Consider the following 18,621-nt stretch of genomic DNA (forward strand, 5'->3'; position numbering starts at 1 on the left):
ATGCGCGCGGCGGTGTTTCCCTGGCGTGAAGGCAACCGCTTCGAGTTGCTGATCGATGGTCCCGAATTCTTTCCGCGCATGCTGCTGGCCATCGTTCGCGCCCAAGAACAGGTGGAGCTGGAACTGTATCTGGTGGAGGCCGGGGCCTGCGCCGAGGCCATGGTTCAGGCCCTGGTCCAGGCCGCCGAGCGCGGGGTGCGGGTGCGTTGCCTGTTCGACGACTACGGCAGCCTGGCCTTTACCCAGCCCCTGCGCCAGCGCCTGACAACTGCCGGTGTCGAACTGCGCTTCTACAACCGCCTGAAATGGCGCCAGGGCCTGCTCAACCTGTACCGCGACCATCGCAAGCTGCTGTTGGTGGACCAGTCCCTGGCAATGGTGGGAGGCACCGGGGTCACCGATGATTTCTGGCAGCCCGAGCACAACAGCTGCGACTGGCATGAAGTGATGGTGGAGATCGCCGGCCCTGCGGTGCGTGACTGGCAGCGGCTGTTTGACCGGCAATGGAGTGCCAACCTGCACCGGGGGGCCTGGAAGCCCAGTGTGGATTTCGGCCTGCCCCATCTGCCGCGCGTTCCTGACTCGGGGGAGGGCATGGGCCGGGTGGCGTATGCCGACTCTCGCCAGCATCGCGACATCCTGCACTCTCTGATCCGCGCCCTGCACAGCGGCCAGCAGCGCATCTGGCTGGCAACGCCGTACTTCTTGCCCACCTGGTCGGTGCGCCGTTCATTGCGCAAGGCCGCGGCCCGGGGGATCGACGTGCGCCTGCTGCTGACCGGGCCGAACACCGATCACCCGGCGGTGCGCTATGCCGGGCACCGTTACTACCCGCGCCTGCTCAAGGCCGGCGTGCGGATCTTTGAATACCAGCCGCGGTTTCTGCATTTGAAGATGGCCCTGGTGGACGACTGGGTCAGCGTCGGCTCGTGCAACTTCGATCACTGGAACCTGCGCTTCAACCTGGAAGCCAACCTCGAAGCCCTGGATCCGTCGCTGACCCGCGCGGTGGCGGCCAGTTTCGAGGCGGATTTCGCCCAGAGCGAAGAGATCAGCCTGGCGCAGTGGCGCAACCGGCCGTTGTGGCGGCGGATCAAGCAGCGGATCTGGGGCTGGGTCGACCGTCTGGTGGTCAACCTGCTGGACCGGCGCGGCTGACCGTAGCCGCTGGCGCAGGCTGCGAACCGGCCGAAGGGACGCAACATCTCAAGATCGCCAAGCAAGGCCCTGCGGGCCTTTGCGCAGCCTCGCAGGCTCGGCAGCGGCTACAGGAATTGCGGGGGTTGTGGCGATTGCAGCGGCAGCCGGCCAGCGCAGGTCATGCGCCGGCCGGTGTCAGGGGTCAGAGCAGTTCGAAGCTCTGTTGCTTGACGTCCTGGGAGTCCAGGCCGATCTGCACATTGAAGTCGCCCGGTTCCGCGGCGTACTTGAGCTGGGCGTTGTAGAACTTCAGGTCGTCCTCGGTGATGGTGAAGTGAATGGACTTCTCTTCACCGGCCTTGAGCATGACTTTCTGGAAGTTCTTCAATTCCTTGATCGGGCGGATCATCGACCCGGCCACGTCCTGGATATACAGCTGCACCACGGTTTCGCCGTCACGCTTGCCGGTGTTCTTCACGGTCACGCTGGCGTCGAGCTTGCCGCTCTTGTTCAGCGTGGTGGAGGACAGGGCCATGTCCGACAGGCTGAAGCTGGTGTAGCTCAGGCCATAGCCGAACGGAAACAGCGGGCCGGTGGTGTCGTCGAAGTATTGCGAGGTGTAGTTGCCCGGCTTGCCCGGGGTGAACGGCCGGCCAATGGTCAGGTGGTTGTAGTAGGTCGGGATCTGCCCCACGGTGCGGGGGAAGGTGATCGGCAGCTTGCCCGACGGGTTGTAGTCGCCGAACAGCACGTCGGCGATGGCGTTGCCACCTTCGGTGCCGCTGAACCAGGTTTCCAGGATCGCGTCGGCCTGCTGGTTTTCTTCCAGCAGCGACAGTGGCCGGCCATTCATCAACACCAGCACCAACGGCTTGCCGGTGGCCTTGAGCGCCTTGATCAGGTCGCGCTGGCTGGCGGGAATCAGCAGGTCGGTACGGCTCGAAGACTCGTGGGACATGCCCCGCGATTCGCCCACGGCGGCGACGATCACGTCCGCCTGTTTGGCCGCCTGGACCGCTTCGTCGATCATCTGCTGCGCCGGGCGCGGGTCGTCCACCACTTCCGGGGCATCGAAGTTGAGGAAGTTCAGGTAGTCCACCACCTTCTTGTCGGCGGTGATGTTGGAGCCCCGGGCGTAGACCAGTTGGGCCTTGTCGCCCAGCACATTGCGCATGCCGTCGTAGAGCGTCACCGACTGCGCCGGCACGCCAGCGGCGGCCCAACTGCCCATCATGTCGATCGGAGCCTTGGCCAGCGGGCCGACCAGGGCGATCTTCGCGGTTTTCTTCAGCGGCAGGGTGTCGTTGTGGTTCTTCAGCAGCACCAGGCTGCGGCGGGCGATGTCCCGGGCGTCGCTGCGGTGCAGGCGGCTTTCGGCGTTGGTGTCGGCCGGGTCGTCCTCGGCCTTGCCGATGCGCACGTAAGGGTCCTTGAACAGGCCCATGTCGTACTTGGCCGCCAGTACTTCACGCACGGCGTTGTCGATGTCCTTCTGCTCGATCTCGCCGGACTTGAGCAGCCCCGGCAGCTCCTTGCCGTACAGCGAGTCGTTCATGCTCATGTCGATGCCGGCCTTGATCGCCAGCTTGGCCGCTTCGCGACCGTCCTTGGCCACGCCATGGCGGATCAGCTCGATGATCGCCCCGTGGTCGCTCACCGCCAGGCCCTTGAAGCCCCATTCCTTGCGCAACAGGTCGTTCATCAGCCAGGTGTTGGAGGTGGCGGGCACGCCGTTGATCGAGTTCAGGGCCACCATCACCCCGCCGGCACCGGCGTCAATGGCTGCGCGGTAGGGCGGCAGGTAGTCCTGGTACATCTTCACCGGGCTCATGTCGACGATGTTGTAGTCGCGACCGCCCTCCACGGCGCCGTACAGGGCGAAGTGCTTGACGCTGGCCATGATGCTGTCCGGCAGGGCCGGGCTCTGGCCCTGGTAGGCATTGACCATGACCTTGGCGATGCGCGAGACCAGGTAGGTGTCCTCGCCGAAGCCTTCGGAGGTGCGGCCCCAGCGCGGATCGCGGGAGATGTCCACCATCGGCGCGAAGGTGATGTCCAGGCTGTCGGCGCTGGCTTCCTTGGCGGCGATGCGCCCGGAGCGGCCGATGGCGTCCATGTCCCAGCTGGACGCCAGGGCCAGGCTGATGGGAAAGATGGTCCGGTGGCCGTGGATCACGTCATAGGCGAAGAACATCGGGATCTTCAGCCGGCTGCGCATGGCCGCGTCCTGCATCGGCCGGTTTTCCGGGCGGGTGATGGAGTTGAAGGTGCCGCCGATATTGCCCGCGGCGATTTCCTTGCGGATCAGCTCGCGGGGCATTTCCGGGCCGATGCTGATCAGGCGCAACTGGCCGATCTTCTCTTCCAGGGTCATGCGCTTGAGCAGGTCGTTGATAAAGGCGTCTTTGTTTTCCAGGGGGACCGGGGCAGATTCGGCCAATACAGGGTGACTGGCCAGGCTGACCAGCAGGCCCAGCAAACACAGCTTATTCATGAATAGTGTTCTCAAGGGCTCAAGACCGACGCATGAGTGACGCGTCGAACAGCCAAAATTTAGGGAGCGACTATTGTTGTTCAGATAATTCCCGCACACTTCTGAACTCTTTTTCGCGCTGGGCATCTTTTAGCCCATCAGCCCGATGCATTCCAGTGGCGCAGGCAGATTTTGCCCACAGGATGTGTGAAACCGGGCAAAAGCTTCATTTCAATCAGGTTGTGCAAGGAGCCCCACCCATGAACATCACTCAAAGCCTGCGTTCGAGCTGGCCTGTCGCTGCCCTGTTGCTGCTCACCAGCCTGCTCAGCGGCTGCGGCATCAACAACATTCCGACCCTGGACGAGCAGGTCAAGGCCGACTGGGGCCAGGTGCAGAACCAGTACCAGCGCCGCGCCGACCTGATCCCCAACCTGGTGGAAACCGTCAAGGGCTACGCCAAGCACGAGGAAGAAACCCTGACCGCGGTGATCGAGGCGCGGGCCAAGGCCACCTCGATCCAGGTGGACGCCAAGACCCTGGACAACCCGGAAAAGCTCAAGCAGTTCCAGCAGGCCCAGGACCAGTTGAGCGGAGCCCTGAGCCGCCTGATGGTGGTGTCCGAGCGCTACCCGGATCTCAAGGCCAACCAGAACTTCCTGGCCCTGCAATCCCAGCTTGAAGGCACCGAGAACCGCATCGCCGTGGCCCGTCGCGACTTCATCCTGGCGGTGCAGAAGTACAACACCGAGATCCGCACCTTCCCCGGCCGCCTGTGGCACAGCCTGATGTACAGCGACCTGCCGGTGCGTGAATCCTTCGAAGCCACCAGCCCTGACGCCGACAAAGCGCCGCAAGTGAAATTCTGATGGCCGTGGCTGGGGCTGGTGAGTGGCGTCGTACTGGCGCAACCCTCAGGTTCAACACCCATGGATGGGGTGCCGTTGCGTGCGACGCAGCCCTCTGTCCAGGTCGGGCCTGCACCGGCCACGGCCACGGCGACAGCGGCACCGATTGCAAGCCTGTTCCCCCCGTTGACCGGGCGTGTGGTGGACACCGCCCAGTTGCTGACGCCTTCGGCGCAGGTCTACCTGACGCAGATGCTCGAACGGCTTGAACAAAGCACCAGCGACCAGGTGGTGGTGGTCACGGTGCCGAGCCTGGGCGGCTACAGCATCGAGGAGTTCGGCCTGCAACTGGGCCGGCACTGGGGCATCGGCCGCAAGGACAGGAACAACGGTGTCCTGCTGCTGGTGGCCAAGGACGAGCGCCAGGTGCGGATCGAGGTGGGCTACGGGCTGGAAGGGCGGATCGACGATATCTGGGCGCACCTGATCATCAACGACTCGATCATTCCGTACTTCAAGGATGAGCTGTACTCCTCCGGGATCATTACCGGCACCACCTCCATCGTGCGTCTGCTGGAGCCCAACAGCACGCGGATGCTGGAGCATCGCTGGGTGGTGCAGAGCTGGTACCAGCAGATCGAATGGCTGTGGTGGTTCAAGCTGGTGTTTTTCTCGGTGTTCGTCGGCGTGCCGCTGGTCGGGCTCTTGCTCTACACGCGCGACGACGGTGAAGCGGCAAGCGCCGGGCGGCGCGACACCGGCGATGACTCGTCCAGGCGCGAGCCCAGGGCCGAGCGCGACAGCAGTGCGAGCAGCGGTTCATTCGACTGGTTCGACTCCAGCAGCTCCAGCTCCAGCTCCAGTTCCAGCTTGGATTCGGACAGTTTCAGGGGCGGCGGTGGCAGTTTTGGCGGTGGCGGGGCGTCTGGCAGTTGGTAGTACACGCGGACAAACATTAAGGATGAGGTGCTGATGCGACTCTATAAAATCGGCCTGGTGCTGTTGCTCTGGGTCTTCGCGGTCTCGGCCCAGGCCGAACTCAGGTTCCCGGCCCTGACCGGGCGGGTGGTGGACGACGCGCAGATGATCGAGCCGAGCGTCCGCGCCCAGCTGACTCGGGAACTGCAAGCCCACGAACAGGCCACCGGCGAACAGTTGGTGGTGGTGACCCTGCCGGACCTGCAAGGCGCCAGCATCGAGGACTACGGCTACCAGTTGGGGCGCCACTGGGGCATCGGCCAGAAGGACAAGAACAACGGCGCGCTGCTGATCGTCGCTCGGGACGAGCGCAAGCTGCGCATCGAAGTGGGCTACGGCCTGGAGGAGCGCCTGACCGACGCCCAGGCCTCGGTGATCATCAACCAGGTGATCACTCCGGCGTTCAAGACCGGGCAGTTCAGCAAGGGCATCAGCGACGGGGTTTCGGCCATGCTCCTGGTGCTCGGCGGCACGCCGCTGGACGAGCCGGCCACGGCCTACGACAGCGGCGGCGAGAGCAGTCCCCAGGACGATTTTGTCCAGCGTCACCCGTGGCTGTTCCTCTTCATGGTGCTGCTGTTCATCCTGGTGGTGATGGTGGCGCAGGCGCTCGGTTTCATCACCACCACCAGCGGTCGCGGCGGTGGTGGGGGTGGTTTCGGCGGTGGCGGTTTTGGTGGTGGGTCCGGCGGTGGCGGCTTCAGCGGTGGCGGCGGCAGTTTTGGCGGCGGCGGTTCCTCCGGCGGCTGGTAACTCAAAATAAAAAGCGGAAATCCAACGACATGGCATTACTCAGTGAATACGAACAACGGCAAGTGGCCGAAGCCATTGCCCGGGTGGAGCAGCAGACCGACGCCGAACTGGTGACAGTGCTGGCCGCTCGGGCCGACGACTACGCCTATATCCCGCTGCTCTGGGCCAGCCTGCTGGCGCTGGTGGTGCCGGGGCTGGTGCACTACGCCACCGGCTGGCTGAACATGCACCTGTTGCTGCTGGCGCAATGGGCGACCTTCATCGTGCTGTGCCTGGTGTTTCGCCTGCCGCGGATCACCACCCGGCTGATCCCGCGCTCGGTACGCCACTGGCGGGCCTCCAACCTGGCCCGGCGCCAGTTCCTCGAACAGAACCTGCACCACACCGTGGGCGGCACCGGGGTGCTGATCTTTGTCAGCGAAGCCGAGCGCTACGTGGAAATCCTCGTGGACGAGGGCATTTCCAAGCGTCTGGATAACAAGCAGTGGAACGGCATCGTGCGCAACTTTACCCAGCAGGTCCGGCAGGGCCAGACCCTGCAGGGCTTCCTCGACTGCATTGAGGCCAGCGGCGAACTGCTCAAGGCCCATGTGCCCCTGACCCAGGTGCGCAATGAATTGCCCAACCGCCTGGTGGTGCTCAACTGAGCTCCCTTGGGGGCCGGCTTGCCGGCCCATGGCCCCTGAGCCTTGCACTGCCCTGGGGCGACGAATTTTTACCGTCGGGTGAATAACTCCGTGCCCCGACGGGATTTGCTCCCTAAAATACCCGCCACTCCCTGATTCACACCCCGCATCGCCCGAGGCACCTGCCCCCATGTCCGTTACTGCTCCTTCCGCCCGCTCCGCGCCGGATCATCACGCCCAGTTCCTGCAATTGCTCGACACCAGCCTTGCGCAGAACGCCTTTATCAAGCTGGTACTGGCCAAGCACGTGGGCCCGGAGGCGGACCTGCAACGCCTGATCATCAAGCAGCTGACGGTCAAGGAGCAGCCGTGCCTGTCCTTCGTCTATCGCTACAAGACCCGCGACATCACCAAGAACTTCACCCTGGACGAAGGCAGCGCCGCCATCGCCGAGCTGCTGCCGGCCGCGTTCAAGAACGCCCACCTGCTGACCCTGACCGATGAAGTGCAGCTGGAATACAGCAAGAAGGGCAAGAGCTCGCTGTTCAAGGGCAAGCCGCAAACCCAGCGCGATGTGCCGTCGGCCGAGCACAACCGTGAGAAGAACCGGTTCCTCGATCTCAGCCGGCCGTTCCTCGCCGACCTGGGGGTGACCAACAAGCAGCACGAGCTGATTCCGGCGATGTCGCGCAAGTGGAAGCAGATCAACAAGTTCATCGAAGTCTTCAGCCACGCCCTGAGCAGTTCGCCGATCAAGCTCGATCAGCCGGTACGGGTGGCGGACTTCGGTTCCGGCAAGGGCTACCTGACCTTCGCCATCCACGACTACCTGCGCAACACCCTCAAGGTCGAGGGCGAGGTGACCGGCGTCGAATTGCGCGAGGACATGGTGACCCTGTGCAACGCCGCCGCGCAGCGCCTTGCGCACCCGGGCCTGGTGTTCAAGTGCGGTGACGTGCGCAGCGTGGCCCCCAGCCAGCTGGAGGTGATGATCGCCCTGCATGCCTGCGACATCGCCACCGACTACGCGATCCACACCGGCATCCGCTCCGGCGCGGCGATCATCATGTGCTCGCCGTGCTGCCACAAGCAGATCCGCCAGCAGATCCAGAGCCCGGCGCTGCTCAAGCCGATGCTGCAATACGGCCTGCACCTGGGGCAGCAGGCAGAGATGGTCACCGACAGCCTGCGGGCCTTGTTCCTCGAAGCCTGCGGTTATGAAACCAAGGTCTTCGAGTTCATCTCCCTGGAACACACCAACAAGAACAAGATGATCCTGGCGGTCAAGCGTGCCGAACCGGTTGACCCGACCCCGCTGCTGGCCAGGATCGAAGAACTCAAGGCCTTCTACCAGATCAGCGAGCACTGCCTGGAAACCCTGCTCAAGGCAGACCAGCAGTTGTAAGCGACAAGCGACAAGCCGCAAGCCGCAAGCCAGCCACTTGCCGCTTACAGCTTGCCGCTTGCCGCTGTAGTACCAGGCTATTACCCGGGCTGGCGTAATGGGACTACCTTGAGTACTTCTTCCGCTCACGTCTTTCCCTGAAAGGAGTCCACTCCATGGCCGCGAAAAAGATCCTCATGCTGGTTGGCGATTACGTCGAAGACTACGAAGTGATGGTGCCGTTTCAGGCGCTGCTGATGGTCGGTCACACGGTGCACGCCGTGTGCCCGGACAAGCGCGCCGGGCAGACCGTGCGCACGGCGATCCACGACTTCGAGGGCGACCAGACCTACAGCGAGAAGCCGGGGCACCTGTTTGCCCTCAACTTCGACTTCGCCCAGGTCAACTCCGCTGATTACGACGCGCTGCTGATCCCCGGCGGACGCGCTCCGGAATACCTGCGGCTGAACGCCAAGGTGCTGCAACTGGTCCAGGAGTTCGACCAGGCCGGCAAGCCGATCGCCGCGGTGTGCCACGGCGCGCAACTGCTGGCCGCGGCGGGCATCCTTGAAGGCCGCGAGTGCAGCGCCTACCCGGCCTGTGCCCCGGAAGTGCGGTTGGCCGGCGGCACCTACATCGATATCCCGGTGACCGAAGGCCACGTCCAGGGCAACCTGGCCACCGCCCCGGCCTGGCCGGCGCACCCCAGCTGGCTGGCCGGTTTCCTGGGCTTGCTGGGCACCAAAATCACCCTGTAAGCGAGGACCACGCCATGTGCGAGCTGTACGTCAAGGCCGACCCGATTCTCTACGAGTCCCGCTCCCGTTCGCTGCGCATCTGTGGCGTGGTCACCACCTTGCGCCTGGAAAACCAGTTCTGGGACATCCTCAGCGAGATCGCCGAAGCCGACGGCATGACCACCAACCAGCTGATCGCCAAGCTGTATGAAGAGGTCATGGACTACCGCGGCGAAGTGGTGAACTTCGCTTCCTTCCTGCGGGTCAGTTGCACCCGCTACCTGAGCCAGCGGCGTACTGCCGCGCCCGATCTCAGCCTGGTGCGGCGCAACGCACTGTAGCCGCTGCCGCAGGCTGCGAACGGCCCGCAGGGACGCGGGTTTCTGAAGGCCGCTCAAGGTTTGGCGGGCGATCGCCAAGCAAGGTCCAGCGGACCTTTGCGCAGCCTCGCGGGCTCGGCAGCGGCGCCCGGGCTCAGCTGATTTTGCTGAGGAAGCCCGGGAGTTGCGGTTCCGGGAGCACCGCCAGCACTTTGAGGCGTTGCAGCATGCGCTGGCGGGCGCGTTGCAGGTGTTCCCTGAGGTTCAGGGCGGCGGCGTCGAAGGCACCGTGCAGCAACAGTTCGAGAATCAGTCGGTGCTCGGCGAGCATCGCCGGGTCGGCACCGATGCCCAGCAGGCGGTAGAAAATCCGGTTGATGATCATCGGGCTCTGGGCCTGGCGGATCAGCGCTGCCATCTTGCGGTTGTGCAAGCCGCTCAGGCAGTGCTGGTGCAGGTCTTCTTCCAGGCGCTCCAGCACCTCCAGGTCGCAATGCTCGGCCTGTTGCGCCTGGGTCACCCGTTCCAGCATCTGTTCCAGGTGCTCGCGCGCCAGCCCCGGGGCGCTCTGGCGCAGGGCCTCGGGTTCCAGGCAGGCGCGCAGTTCGTAGTCTTCGGTGACTTCGCGAGCGGTCAGCGGCCCGGCCAGCCATTGAGAGTAGGGCTCCTTTTCCACCAGGCCGCGATCGCGCAGGCGCATCAGCGCCTCGCGGACCACCGCGCGGCTGACGCCGTAGTGCTCGGCGGCGGCCTGTTCGTCGAGGCGGAAGTGGCCAAAGGCGATGCAGGTGGAGAGGGCGCCGCTCAGTTCCTCGTAGATCCGTTCTCCCAGAGGGCGGGTGTCCACCAGTTCTTCATCGCTGGCCAGTCCCAGGTGCGCATGGCTCAGGGGCAGGCGCAGCGGTTCGATCTCCAGGCCCTGGGGGTTGATCAGGTAGCCGCGGCCATCAAAACGGCTGATCAGGCCCTCGCCGTGCAACAGGTCGAGGGCCTTGCGCACCGGCACCCGGCTGGTGCCGAACAGTTCAGCCAGCGGCGCTTCCAGCAGCACCAGGCCCTGCAGGGCGGTGCCCTGGAGGATGGCGTCGCGCAATACCTGACGGATCATGGCGTAGCGCGATGCGGTGCGCGGGTCCTCTGCTGACACTGCTTTCATCGGTTCCTCTAGGGGGCTGGGCGGCGATGGCCGGGGATTCTCTCACAGTTGCCGAGTGTCACTGAGTGCCACGTTTGCCTGCCCCGTCCTGGGGCCTTCATGGCCGGGTTGTTACCTTTCTGCACCAAAATGTACTTTTTAATAAAAGATACATTATTTAATTGGCATGAGTAGGCGCGAGGCTTTTCTCCGTCGGTGGCCCGGCGGCCTGTCTCTGCAACCCACTCTGCCTCGATATTCCAGGGCCATTTCCAAGTTTTCGGAACGGGTGACGAGGTGCGCGGGCTTTTGAGCTGGCACGGAATCTGCTCTGAATAAAATGTACATTTTAATAATTAGTACATTTTATTGATTTGCGGAGTGAGCCATGCATCCAGATTCGTTGAGCGACGCCACGGCGATGGCCCAAGCCTTCGCCCAGGGCCGCACCGATCCGGTCCAGGTCCTGGAGCAGGCCCTGGCGTTGGCCGAGGCGACGCCCCATGTGTTCATTTCCCTGTGCCCGGCCCGGGCCCGGCGCGAGGCCGAGGCGGCTGCCGCCCGGTGGCGTGACGGCCAGCCGCTGAGCCTGCTGGATGGCGTGCCCCTGGCCTGGAAGGATCTGTTCGACCTCGCCGGCAGCATCACCACCGCCGCTGCCCAGGTGCGGCGCGATGCAGCGCCGGCCGGCGTCGATGCGCCCAGCGTGCGGCAGTTGTGCCGCGCCGGGCTGGTCAGCCTGGGCAAGACCAATCTCAGCGAATTCGCTTACTCCGGGCTCGGCCTGAATCCGCACTTCGGCACCCCGATCAATCCCCACAGCGATGCCCAGCCACGGATTCCCGGTGGCTCTTCGGCAGGTTCCGCCGTGGCGGTGGCCGCCGGTATCGTGCCGATCGCCATGGGCACCGACACCGCCGGTTCGATCCGCATCCCCGCGGCCTTCAATGGCCTGGTGGGCTACCGCGCCACATCCCGGCGCTATGACCGCGACGGGGTGTTTCCCCTGGCCCACAGCCTCGACAGCCTCGGGCCGCTGACCCGCAGCGTGCGCGATGCCTGGGTGATCGACGCTCTGCTGCGCGGTGGCGACCCACGGCAACTGCCGCTGCCGCGCAGCCTGGCCGGGCAGCGCTTCTGGGTCGATTCGCCAGTGCTCGACGACAGCCGCACCCAAGCGGCGGTGCGCGCCAACCTGCTGCAGGTGGTCGAATGCCTGCAACAGGCCGGGGCGCGGGTGGAGCATCGGCCGCTGCACAGCCTGCAAGCCACCCTGCAACTGATCCAGGAACACGGCTGGCTCGGCGCCGCCGAGGCCTTCGCCCTGCACCAGCCGTTGCTCGACAGCGAGTACGCCGAGCAACTGGACCCACGGGTGCGCCGGCGCCTGGAAAGCGCCCGGCAGATGCCGGCCAGCCAACTGTTGCGGCTGTACCAGGCGCGGCGTCAGTTGCAGCAGCAAATGCACGACGAACTGGACGGTGCGGTGCTGATCACCCCCAGCGTGGCCCATGTGGCGCCGCCCCTGGCGCCCCTGGAGCAGGACGACGAACTCTTTGCCCGGACCAACCTGGCGACCCTGCGCCTGACCATGCCCGGCAGTTTCCTCGACATGCCCGGGGTGGCCCTGCCCAGCGGCCGCGATGCCCAGGGCCTGCCCACCGGGTTGCTGCTGAGCCTGCCCCAGGGCCATGACCGGCAGTTGCTGAACACGGCCCTGACGCTGGAGGCGGTGCTGCCGCGCTAGGCCCCGACGATTTTTTTCCAACAACAAGCAATCACTGGAGGCCGCTCATGGCTAAAGAAATTCTCTGTGCATTTGGTGTCGATGTGGACGCGGTGGCCGGCTGGCTCGGCTCCTACGGCGGCGAGGATTCGCCGGACGACATCTCCCGGGGCCTGTTCGCCGGGGAAGTCGGCGCGCCGCGCCTGCTCAAGCTGTTCGAGCGCTATGGCCTGCGCACCACCTGGTTCATCCCCGGGCACTCCATGGAAACCTTTCCCGAGCAGATGAAGGCCGTGGCTGATGCCGGCCACGAGATCGGCGTGCATGGCTACAGCCACGAGAACCCCATCGCCATGACCGCCGAACAGGAGGAGATCGTGCTCGACAAGTCCATCGAGCTGATCACCCGGGTCACCGGCAAGCGCCCCACCGGCTACGTCGCGCCCTGGTGGGAATTCAGCAAGGTGACCAACGAGCTGCTGCTGAAAAAGGGCATCAAGTACGACCACAGCCTGATGCACAACGACTTCCACCCCTACTACGTGCGGGTCGGTGACAGCTGGACCAAGATCGACTACAGCCAGCACCCCGACACCTGGATGAAACCCCTGGTGCGCGGCCAGGAAACCGACTTGGTGGAGATCCCGGCCAACTGGTACCTGGACGACCTGCCGCCGATGATGTTCATCAAGAAAGCCCCCAACAGCCACGGCTTCGTCAATCCGCGACACCTGGAAGAAATGTGGCGCGACCAGTTCGACTGGGTCTACCGCGAGCATGAACACGCGGTGTTCACCATGACCATCCACCCCGACGTCTCCGGCCGTCCGCAAGTGCTGTTGATGCTCGAACGCCTGATCGAACACATCCAGAGCCACGCCGGCGTGCGTTTCGTCACCTTCGACGAGATCGCCGACGACTTTATCCGCCGCCACCCGCGCAACCGCTGATCCCGGCCACTTCATCGAGGCGTGATTGATGTCTATCTATAACAAGCTCGACCTGACTGGGTGGAAACCCCAGCAGCTGACCCCGGACCAAGTGCGCTTCGCCACCTGGATCGCCTTCTTCGCCTGGGTCTTCGCGGTGTACGACTTCATTCTGTTTGGCACCCTGCTGCCGGAGATCGGCCGGCACTTCGGCTGGGGCGAGGTCGAGCAGGCCGAGATCGCCACCTGGGTGGCGGTGGGCACCGCGGTGGTGGCCCTGGCCATCGGGCCGCTGGTGGACAAGCTGGGGCGGCGCATGGGCATCATTTTCACCGTCAGCGGCTCGGCCATCTGTTCGGCGCTGACCGCCATCGGCGGCGCCTGGGGCAAGTCGCCGCTGATCCTGATCCGCTCCCTGGGCGGCCTGGGTTACGCCGAGGAAACGGTGAACGCCACCTACCTCAGTGAGCTGTACGCGGCGTCCGACGATCCGAAGCTGGCCAAGCGCCGGGGCTTCATCTACAGCCTGGTGCAGGGCGGCTGGCCGGTGGGGGCGCTGATCGCCGCCGGGTTGACCGCGGTGCTGCTGCCGATCATCGGCTGGCAGGGCTGCTTCATCTTTGCCGCGATCCCGGCCATCGTCATCGCGGTCATGGCGCGCAAGCTCAAGGAGAGCCCGCAGTTCCAGATCCACCAGCGCATCAGCCAGTTGCGCAAAAGCGGTTCGGTCAGCGAAGCCCAGGCGGTGGCCCTGACTTACGGCGTGGACTACGACGAGCACAGCAAGGCCGGGCTGGCCGCGGCCTTTCGGGGCCCGGCGCGGCGCGCGACTTTGGTGATCGGCGCGGCGATCCTGCTCAACTGGGCGGCGATCCAGGTGTTCAGCGTGCTGGGCACGTCGGTGATCGTCAGCGTGCACCACATCTCCTTCGAGAACTCGCTGATCATCCTGGTGCTGTCCAACCTGGTGGGCTATTGCGGCTACCTGAGCCACGGCTGGATGGGCGACAAGATCGGCCGGCGCAACGTCATCGGCCTGGGCTGGATGCTTGGCGGCCTGTCGTTCGCCGGGATGCTCTACGGCCCGAGCAACCTGCCGATGGTGGTGGGGCTCTACAGCCTGGGCCTGTTCTTCCTGATCGGCCCGTATTCGGCGGCGCTGTTTTTCATCAGTGAGAGTTTTCCCACCAGCATCCGCGCCACCGGCGGCGCGATCATCCACGCCATGGGCCCGATCGGTGCGGTGGTGGCGGGCTTCGGCGCGACCCAGGTGCTGTCCGCCGGTGGCGACTGGCAGACCTCGGCGCTGTATTTCGGCGCGCTGCCTTGCTTTCTCTCCGGTGCGCTGATGTTCGCCGCGCGCCATGTGCGTCCTGAAACCGTTCAATAAGGAAACTGATCCATGACTCGACAAGTCGCCTTGATCACCGGTGCCGCCAGCGGCATCGGCCAGGCCCTGGCCGTGGCCTATGCGCGCTGCGGCGTGGCGGTGGTGGGCGGGTACTTCCCCGCCGATCCCCATGACCCGCAAACCACCCGCGACCTCGTGGCCCAGGCGGGCGGGCAATGCCTGATGCTGCCCCTGGACGTTACCGACAGCGCCTCGGTGGACGCCCTGGCGGAACAGGCGGCGTCGCACTTTGGCCGTCTCGATTACGCGGTGGCCAATGCCGGCCTGCTGCGCCGTGCGCCGCTGCTGGACATGACCGACCAGGCCTGGAACGCCATGCTCGATGTCGACTTGACCGGAGTCATGCGCACCTTTCGCGCGGCGGTGAGGTACATGGGCGAGGGCGGTGCCCTGGTGGCGATTTCGTCGATTGCCGGCGGCGTCTACGGCTGGCAGGACCACGCCCACTACGCCGCAGCCAAGGCCGGGGTGCCGGGCTTGTGCCGCTCGCTGGCGGTGGAACTGGCGGCCAGGGGCATTCGCTGCAACGCGGTGATCCCGGGGCTGATCGAGACTCCGCAGTCCCTCGACAGCCAGAACTCCCTGGGCCCGGAAGGGCTGGCCAAGGCGGCCAGGGCGATTCCCCTGGGGCGCGTCGGGCGAGCCGATGAAGTGGCGTCGCTGGTGCGTTTTCTCACCAGCGACGAGTCCAGCTACCTGACCGGGCAGAGCATCGTCATCGATGGCGGCCTGACGGTGCGCTGGCCGGATTGAACCCACGGTGTAGCCGCTGCCGAGCCTGCGAGGCTGCGCATCGCTCTAATGCCAAACCTTCAACGTCCTCAAATCAGCCGCGCCCCTTCGGGGGCGTCCAGGGGCTGAGCTTTTTTAAGGAGTGCTGCACATGCAACACCTGCACAACCGCCGCGCCGTGATCACCGGTGCCGGCAGCGGCATCGGCGCCGCTATCGCTCGGGCTTATGCCGTCGCCGGTGCCCGCTTGCTGCTGGCCGACCGCGACCCCGCGCGCCTGGCCGAGAGCGCCCAAGCCTGTCGCGAACTGGGCGCCGAAGTCGTCGAATGCGTGGCCGATGTCGGCAGCGTCGAAGGCGCCCAGGCCGGGGTCGATGCCTGCGTCGAGCATTTCGGCGGCATCGATATCCTGGTCAACAACGCCGGCATGCTGACCCAGGCCCGTTGCGTCGACCTGTCCATCGAGATGTGGAACGACATGCTGCGCGTCGATCTGACCAGCGTCTTCATCGCCAGCCAGCGGGCCTTGCCCCACATGCTGGTGCAGCGCTGGGGGCGGATCATCAACGTCGCCTCGCAGCTGGGGATCAAGGGCGGCGCAGAGCTGACCCACTACGCCGCGGCCAAGGCCGGGGTCATCGGCTTCACCAAGTCCCTGGCTTTGGAAGTGGCCAAGGACAACGTGCTGGTCAATGCCATCGCCCCGGGACCGATCGAGACGCCGCTGGTGGCCGGCATCAGCAGCGCCTGGAAAACCGCCAAGGCCGCCGAACTGCCCCTGGGGCGTTTCGGCCTCGCCGATGAAGTGGCGCCCACCGCGGTGCTGCTGGCCAGCGATCCGGGGGGCAACCTGTTCGTCGGCCAGACCCTGGGCCCGAACTCCGGCGACGTCATGCCATGAAGGAGGGTTGAACATGTGCGGCTTATGCGGGCTGCTGGGCGAAGACGTGCACTGGAGCGATCCGCTGGGGGATGAACTGCCCCGGCGCCGCGAGCGCTTGCGCAGGATCGCCGCGATCAACCGGGTGCTGGCGCCGTTGCGGCTCAAGGTCGAGGACTTCCAGGGCTCGGCCTACTTGCTGCTCGGGGCCACTGGCCGCCAGGAGCTGGCCAGCGGCCTGGAGCAACTCTGGAGCCTGGCCGAGGCCATGCTGGGCCGGCCCCTGGACCCTCTCGACCCTGTGCTTCTCAAACACCTGGAGCAACAGCCATGAGCATGCCCCTGAACGTCATCACCGGGTTTCTCGGCAGTGGCAAGACCACCTTGCTCAATCGCCTGTTGCAGGATCAGAGCCTGGGCGACACGGCGTTGCTGATCAACGAGTTCGGCGATATCGGCATCGACCACCTGCTGGTGCAGGAGGTGGCGCCGGATACCGTATTGCTGCCCAGCGGCTGTGTCTGCTGTTCGATTCGCGGCGAATTGAAAGAGGCCTTGCTCGGGCTCCTGGCGCGACGCAGCCGCGGCGAGGTCCCGGCCTTTCGCCGGGTGCTGCTGGAAACCACCGGGCTGGCCGACCCGGCCCCGATCCTGGCCACGGTGAACAACGATCCGCAGTTGCGTGGGCGGGTGCACATCGGCTTGCTGGTGACCCTGGTGGATGCCAGCCACGCGGCGTTGCAGGAGCGCCTGCATCCGGAGTGGCTGGCCCAGGTGGCGGCCGCGGACCGCTTGTTGCTGAGCAAGACCGACTGTGTCGACGAGGCGACCCAGGCCGCCTTGCGTGAGCGTCTGCAACGGCTCAACCCCGGGGCGCCGCTGTTGCTGACCCGGCAGATCCGGAGCGGTGACCAGCTGTTGCTGGGCGAGGGGCTGCGCGGGGCGACGGCCGAGCGGGAGGTGGCGCGCTGGCAGTTGCAGCGGCCGTTGACGGTCGCCCCTGCGTCCCATGGCGCGGCGCAGGTGTGCAGCCTGGAGTTCGAGCAAGCGCTGGATTGGGTGGGCTTCGGGGTCTGGTTGTCGATGCTGCTAAGATGCCACGGCGAACGAATTCTGCGGGTGAAAGGATTGCTCAACGTCAACGCCAGCCAGGCCCCCATCGTCATTCATGGCGTGCAGCATTGCCTGCATGCTCCCGTGCATCTGCCACGCTGGCCCAGTGCCGATCATCGCTCGCGGCTGGTGTTTATCCTGCGCGGGCTTGAGCCCGAGCAACTGCGCCATTCCTTCGAGGTGTTCGCCCGCAGCTTCGCCCCGGTCACCGGGGAGAGTGCCTGATGGCCGCGACGCAACCGGTCACCCTGCGGGTACTGGGCACCTCGGTGACCCTGCTCGAATCCCTGCGGCTGCGTGCCGAACAGGACCTGGGCATTCGCCTGGTGTATCAGGTGCACGATGTGGAACAGGCCCAGCGCATCGCGGTGATGCAGCCGGACAGCTACGACCTCTACGACCAGTGGTTTCACAACGTCGATTTCGTCTGGCCGGCCCAGGCGATCCAACCCATCGATACCCGGCGCATTGCCCTGTGGCACGAGATCAACGACCTGCCCAAGCGCGGACGCTTGTCCCCCAGCGATCGCCTGGGCAGTGGCAGCGTGCCCAGCGAGCGGCTCTACGTGCAGCACGACGGCAGCCTGGGCAGCACGGTCAGCGAGCGCATCAGCATGCTGCCGCTGACCCACAACGCCGACAGTTTTGCCTACCGCCCGGAGCGCCTGCCGGCCGGGTTCAGCAGCGCCAACGAAAGCTGGGGCTGGCTGCTGGAGCCGGCGTGGAGCGGGCGCATCGCCTTGCAGAGCGACGCCGCGATCGGTGCCCTGGATGCCGCCCTGGCAGTGCAGGGCTGTGGCCTGGAGTCGTTCAAGGACATTGGCAACCTGAGCATCGAGGAGATCGACCGGCTGGCACAGATCCTGGTACGCAAGCAGCGCGAAGGGCATTTCGCCGCGTTCTGGTCGGACGACGAAGAAGCCGCGCAACTGATGCTCAGCCCGCGCATCGATATCCAGAGCCTGTGGTCGCCGACCCTGATGCGCCTGCACCGCGCCGGGGTCAAATACCGTCTGGCGGTGCCGCGGGAGGGCTACCGCGCCTGGTTCGGCGGCCTGTCGTTGTCGCGCCATGCCCAGGGCGCGGTGCTGGACGCGGCCTACGCCTATCTCAACTGGTGGCTGTCGGGCTGGCCCGGAGCGGTGATGGCGCGCCAGGGCTACTACATCGGCAACCCGGCGCGTACCCGTGATCACCTGAGCAGCGCCGAGTGGGATTACTGGTATGCCGGCAAGCCGGCCCGGGAGGAGTTGCCGGGCAGCGATGGCGCGCCGCTGATCGAGATCGGCGAGACTCGCGACGGCGGTTCCTACCAGCAGCGCATGGGGCACATCGCGGTGTGGAACTCGGTGATGGACGAGCACAACTACCTGGTGCGGCGCTGGGGCGATTTCCTCCGGGCGGGCCGGGCGGCGGGCCGCGGCAAAGGCTGAGGA

Annotated in this window: 18 protein-coding genes; 16 read left to right on the forward strand and 2 right to left on the reverse strand. The window is 65.5% G+C overall.

Annotated elements, in window-relative coordinates; all coding sequences use genetic code 11:
- On the forward strand, window positions 1-1,158 hold the full coding sequence (locus tag PST29_RS06985; protein WP_060837904.1) for a phospholipase D-like domain-containing protein: 1,158 nt from the start codon (window positions 1-3) through the stop codon (window positions 1,156-1,158).
- A gap of 184 nt (window positions 1,159-1,342) precedes the next feature.
- On the opposite strand, the gene bglX is transcribed toward PST29_RS06985, so the two are convergent.
- The gene (gene bglX, locus PST29_RS06990) at window positions 1,343-3,634 is read right to left on the reverse strand and encodes a beta-glucosidase BglX (protein WP_060837905.1); all 2,292 of its coding nucleotides are present in this window, start codon (window positions 3,632-3,634) and stop codon (window positions 1,343-1,345) included.
- Window positions 3,635-3,873: 239 nt separating this feature from the next.
- Here bglX and PST29_RS06995 point away from each other — a divergent pair, with 239 nt between their 5' ends.
- From PST29_RS06995 to PST29_RS07025, 7 genes are all read left to right on the forward strand, one after another.
- Complete coding sequence (locus tag PST29_RS06995; RefSeq protein ID WP_016965469.1) at window positions 3,874-4,482, forward strand: LemA family protein; 609 nt, start codon at window positions 3,874-3,876, stop codon at window positions 4,480-4,482.
- A 69-nt stretch (window positions 4,483-4,551) separates the two neighbouring features.
- Window positions 4,552-5,400, forward strand: a complete 849-nt coding sequence (locus PST29_RS32495; protein ID WP_269768396.1) for a TPM domain-containing protein — start codon at window positions 4,552-4,554, stop codon at window positions 5,398-5,400.
- Window positions 5,401-5,433: 33 nt separating this feature from the next.
- Complete coding sequence (locus PST29_RS07005) at window positions 5,434-6,192, forward strand: TPM domain-containing protein (RefSeq protein ID WP_060842680.1); 759 nt, start codon at window positions 5,434-5,436, stop codon at window positions 6,190-6,192.
- 29 nt (window positions 6,193-6,221) lie between these two features.
- A complete protein-coding gene (locus PST29_RS07010; protein WP_060837908.1) occupies window positions 6,222-6,839 on the forward strand; it encodes a TPM domain-containing protein in 618 nt (205 codons plus the stop codon).
- A gap of 169 nt (window positions 6,840-7,008) precedes the next feature.
- Window positions 7,009-8,223 (forward strand): class I SAM-dependent methyltransferase, encoded by a 1,215-nt coding sequence (locus PST29_RS07015; protein WP_060842681.1) that lies wholly within the window; start codon window positions 7,009-7,011, stop codon window positions 8,221-8,223.
- Between the two features lie 155 nt (window positions 8,224-8,378).
- Window positions 8,379-8,960 (forward strand): DJ-1/PfpI family protein, encoded by a 582-nt coding sequence (locus PST29_RS07020; protein WP_060842682.1) that lies wholly within the window; start codon window positions 8,379-8,381, stop codon window positions 8,958-8,960.
- 14 nt (window positions 8,961-8,974) lie between these two features.
- Window positions 8,975-9,280, forward strand: a complete 306-nt coding sequence (locus PST29_RS07025; protein WP_060837911.1) for a ribbon-helix-helix domain-containing protein — start codon at window positions 8,975-8,977, stop codon at window positions 9,278-9,280.
- Between the two features lie 133 nt (window positions 9,281-9,413).
- On the opposite strand, the gene PST29_RS07030 is transcribed toward PST29_RS07025, so the two are convergent.
- A complete protein-coding gene (locus PST29_RS07030; RefSeq protein ID WP_060837912.1) occupies window positions 9,414-10,415 on the reverse strand; it encodes a GntR family transcriptional regulator in 1,002 nt (333 codons plus the stop codon).
- Window positions 10,416-10,782: 367 nt separating this feature from the next.
- On the opposite strand from PST29_RS07030, the gene PST29_RS07035 reads away from it, so the two are divergent.
- The 8 genes from PST29_RS07035 to PST29_RS07070 all read left to right on the forward strand — a co-directional run bounded on the left by PST29_RS07035 (window position 10,783) and on the right by PST29_RS07070 (window position 18,618).
- Window positions 10,783-12,141, forward strand: a complete 1,359-nt coding sequence (locus PST29_RS07035) for an amidase (RefSeq protein ID WP_060842683.1) — start codon at window positions 10,783-10,785, stop codon at window positions 12,139-12,141.
- A gap of 47 nt (window positions 12,142-12,188) precedes the next feature.
- A complete protein-coding gene (locus tag PST29_RS07040) occupies window positions 12,189-13,070 on the forward strand; it encodes a polysaccharide deacetylase family protein (protein ID WP_060837914.1) in 882 nt (293 codons plus the stop codon).
- 28 nt (window positions 13,071-13,098) lie between these two features.
- Complete coding sequence (locus tag PST29_RS07045; RefSeq protein WP_060837915.1) at window positions 13,099-14,439, forward strand: MFS transporter; 1,341 nt, start codon at window positions 13,099-13,101, stop codon at window positions 14,437-14,439.
- Window positions 14,440-14,451: 12 nt separating this feature from the next.
- Window positions 14,452-15,213, forward strand: a complete 762-nt coding sequence (locus PST29_RS07050) for an SDR family NAD(P)-dependent oxidoreductase (RefSeq protein ID WP_060842684.1) — start codon at window positions 14,452-14,454, stop codon at window positions 15,211-15,213.
- A 130-nt stretch (window positions 15,214-15,343) separates the two neighbouring features.
- On the forward strand, window positions 15,344-16,093 hold the full coding sequence (locus tag PST29_RS07055; RefSeq protein ID WP_060837917.1) for an SDR family NAD(P)-dependent oxidoreductase: 750 nt from the start codon (window positions 15,344-15,346) through the stop codon (window positions 16,091-16,093).
- Window positions 16,094-16,106: 13 nt separating this feature from the next.
- Complete coding sequence (locus tag PST29_RS07060) at window positions 16,107-16,406, forward strand: hypothetical protein (protein ID WP_060837918.1); 300 nt, start codon at window positions 16,107-16,109, stop codon at window positions 16,404-16,406.
- Window positions 16,403-17,410: a CobW family GTP-binding protein gene (locus PST29_RS07065; protein WP_060842685.1), complete on the forward strand. Its 1,008-nt coding sequence runs from the start codon at window positions 16,403-16,405 to the stop codon at window positions 17,408-17,410. The genes PST29_RS07060 and PST29_RS07065 overlap by 4 nt, the downstream gene beginning before the upstream one ends.
- Window positions 17,410-18,618 (forward strand): ABC transporter substrate-binding protein, encoded by a 1,209-nt coding sequence (locus PST29_RS07070; RefSeq protein WP_060842686.1) that lies wholly within the window; start codon window positions 17,410-17,412, stop codon window positions 18,616-18,618. Before PST29_RS07065 ends, PST29_RS07070 begins: the two co-directional genes overlap by 1 nt.
- Window positions 18,619-18,621: the final 3 nt, after the last annotated feature.

Origin of the sequence: Pseudomonas sp. St29, from assembly GCF_001547915.1 — a bacterium.
GTDB lineage: Bacteria > Pseudomonadota > Gammaproteobacteria > Pseudomonadales > Pseudomonadaceae > Aquipseudomonas.

Excerpts from the sequence above, each read along its gene's own strand:
- PST29_RS06985 (WP_060837904.1), top strand. The coding sequence starts at position 1 with ATGCGCGCGGCGGTGTTTCCCTGGCGTGAAGGCAACCGCTTCGAGTTG.
- bglX (WP_060837905.1), bottom strand. The coding sequence starts at position 3,634 with ATGAATAAGCTGTGTTTGCTGGGCCTGCTGGTCAGCCTGGCCAGTCAC.
- PST29_RS06995 (WP_016965469.1), top strand. The coding sequence starts at position 3,874 with ATGAACATCACTCAAAGCCTGCGTTCGAGCTGGCCTGTCGCTGCCCTG.
- PST29_RS07005 (WP_060842680.1), top strand. The coding sequence starts at position 5,434 with ATGCGACTCTATAAAATCGGCCTGGTGCTGTTGCTCTGGGTCTTCGCG.
- PST29_RS07010 (WP_060837908.1), top strand. The coding sequence starts at position 6,222 with ATGGCATTACTCAGTGAATACGAACAACGGCAAGTGGCCGAAGCCATT.
- PST29_RS07015 (WP_060842681.1), top strand. The coding sequence starts at position 7,009 with ATGTCCGTTACTGCTCCTTCCGCCCGCTCCGCGCCGGATCATCACGCC.
- PST29_RS07020 (WP_060842682.1), top strand. The coding sequence starts at position 8,379 with ATGGCCGCGAAAAAGATCCTCATGCTGGTTGGCGATTACGTCGAAGAC.
- PST29_RS07025 (WP_060837911.1), top strand. The coding sequence starts at position 8,975 with ATGTGCGAGCTGTACGTCAAGGCCGACCCGATTCTCTACGAGTCCCGC.
- PST29_RS07030 (WP_060837912.1), bottom strand. The coding sequence starts at position 10,415 with ATGAAAGCAGTGTCAGCAGAGGACCCGCGCACCGCATCGCGCTACGCC.
- PST29_RS07035 (WP_060842683.1), top strand. The coding sequence starts at position 10,783 with ATGCATCCAGATTCGTTGAGCGACGCCACGGCGATGGCCCAAGCCTTC.
- PST29_RS07040 (WP_060837914.1), top strand. The coding sequence starts at position 12,189 with ATGGCTAAAGAAATTCTCTGTGCATTTGGTGTCGATGTGGACGCGGTG.
- PST29_RS07045 (WP_060837915.1), top strand. The coding sequence starts at position 13,099 with ATGTCTATCTATAACAAGCTCGACCTGACTGGGTGGAAACCCCAGCAG.
- PST29_RS07050 (WP_060842684.1), top strand. The coding sequence starts at position 14,452 with ATGACTCGACAAGTCGCCTTGATCACCGGTGCCGCCAGCGGCATCGGC.
- PST29_RS07055 (WP_060837917.1), top strand. The coding sequence starts at position 15,344 with ATGCAACACCTGCACAACCGCCGCGCCGTGATCACCGGTGCCGGCAGC.
- PST29_RS07060 (WP_060837918.1), top strand. The coding sequence starts at position 16,107 with ATGTGCGGCTTATGCGGGCTGCTGGGCGAAGACGTGCACTGGAGCGAT.
- PST29_RS07065 (WP_060842685.1), top strand. The coding sequence starts at position 16,403 with ATGAGCATGCCCCTGAACGTCATCACCGGGTTTCTCGGCAGTGGCAAG.
- PST29_RS07070 (WP_060842686.1), top strand. The coding sequence starts at position 17,410 with ATGGCCGCGACGCAACCGGTCACCCTGCGGGTACTGGGCACCTCGGTG.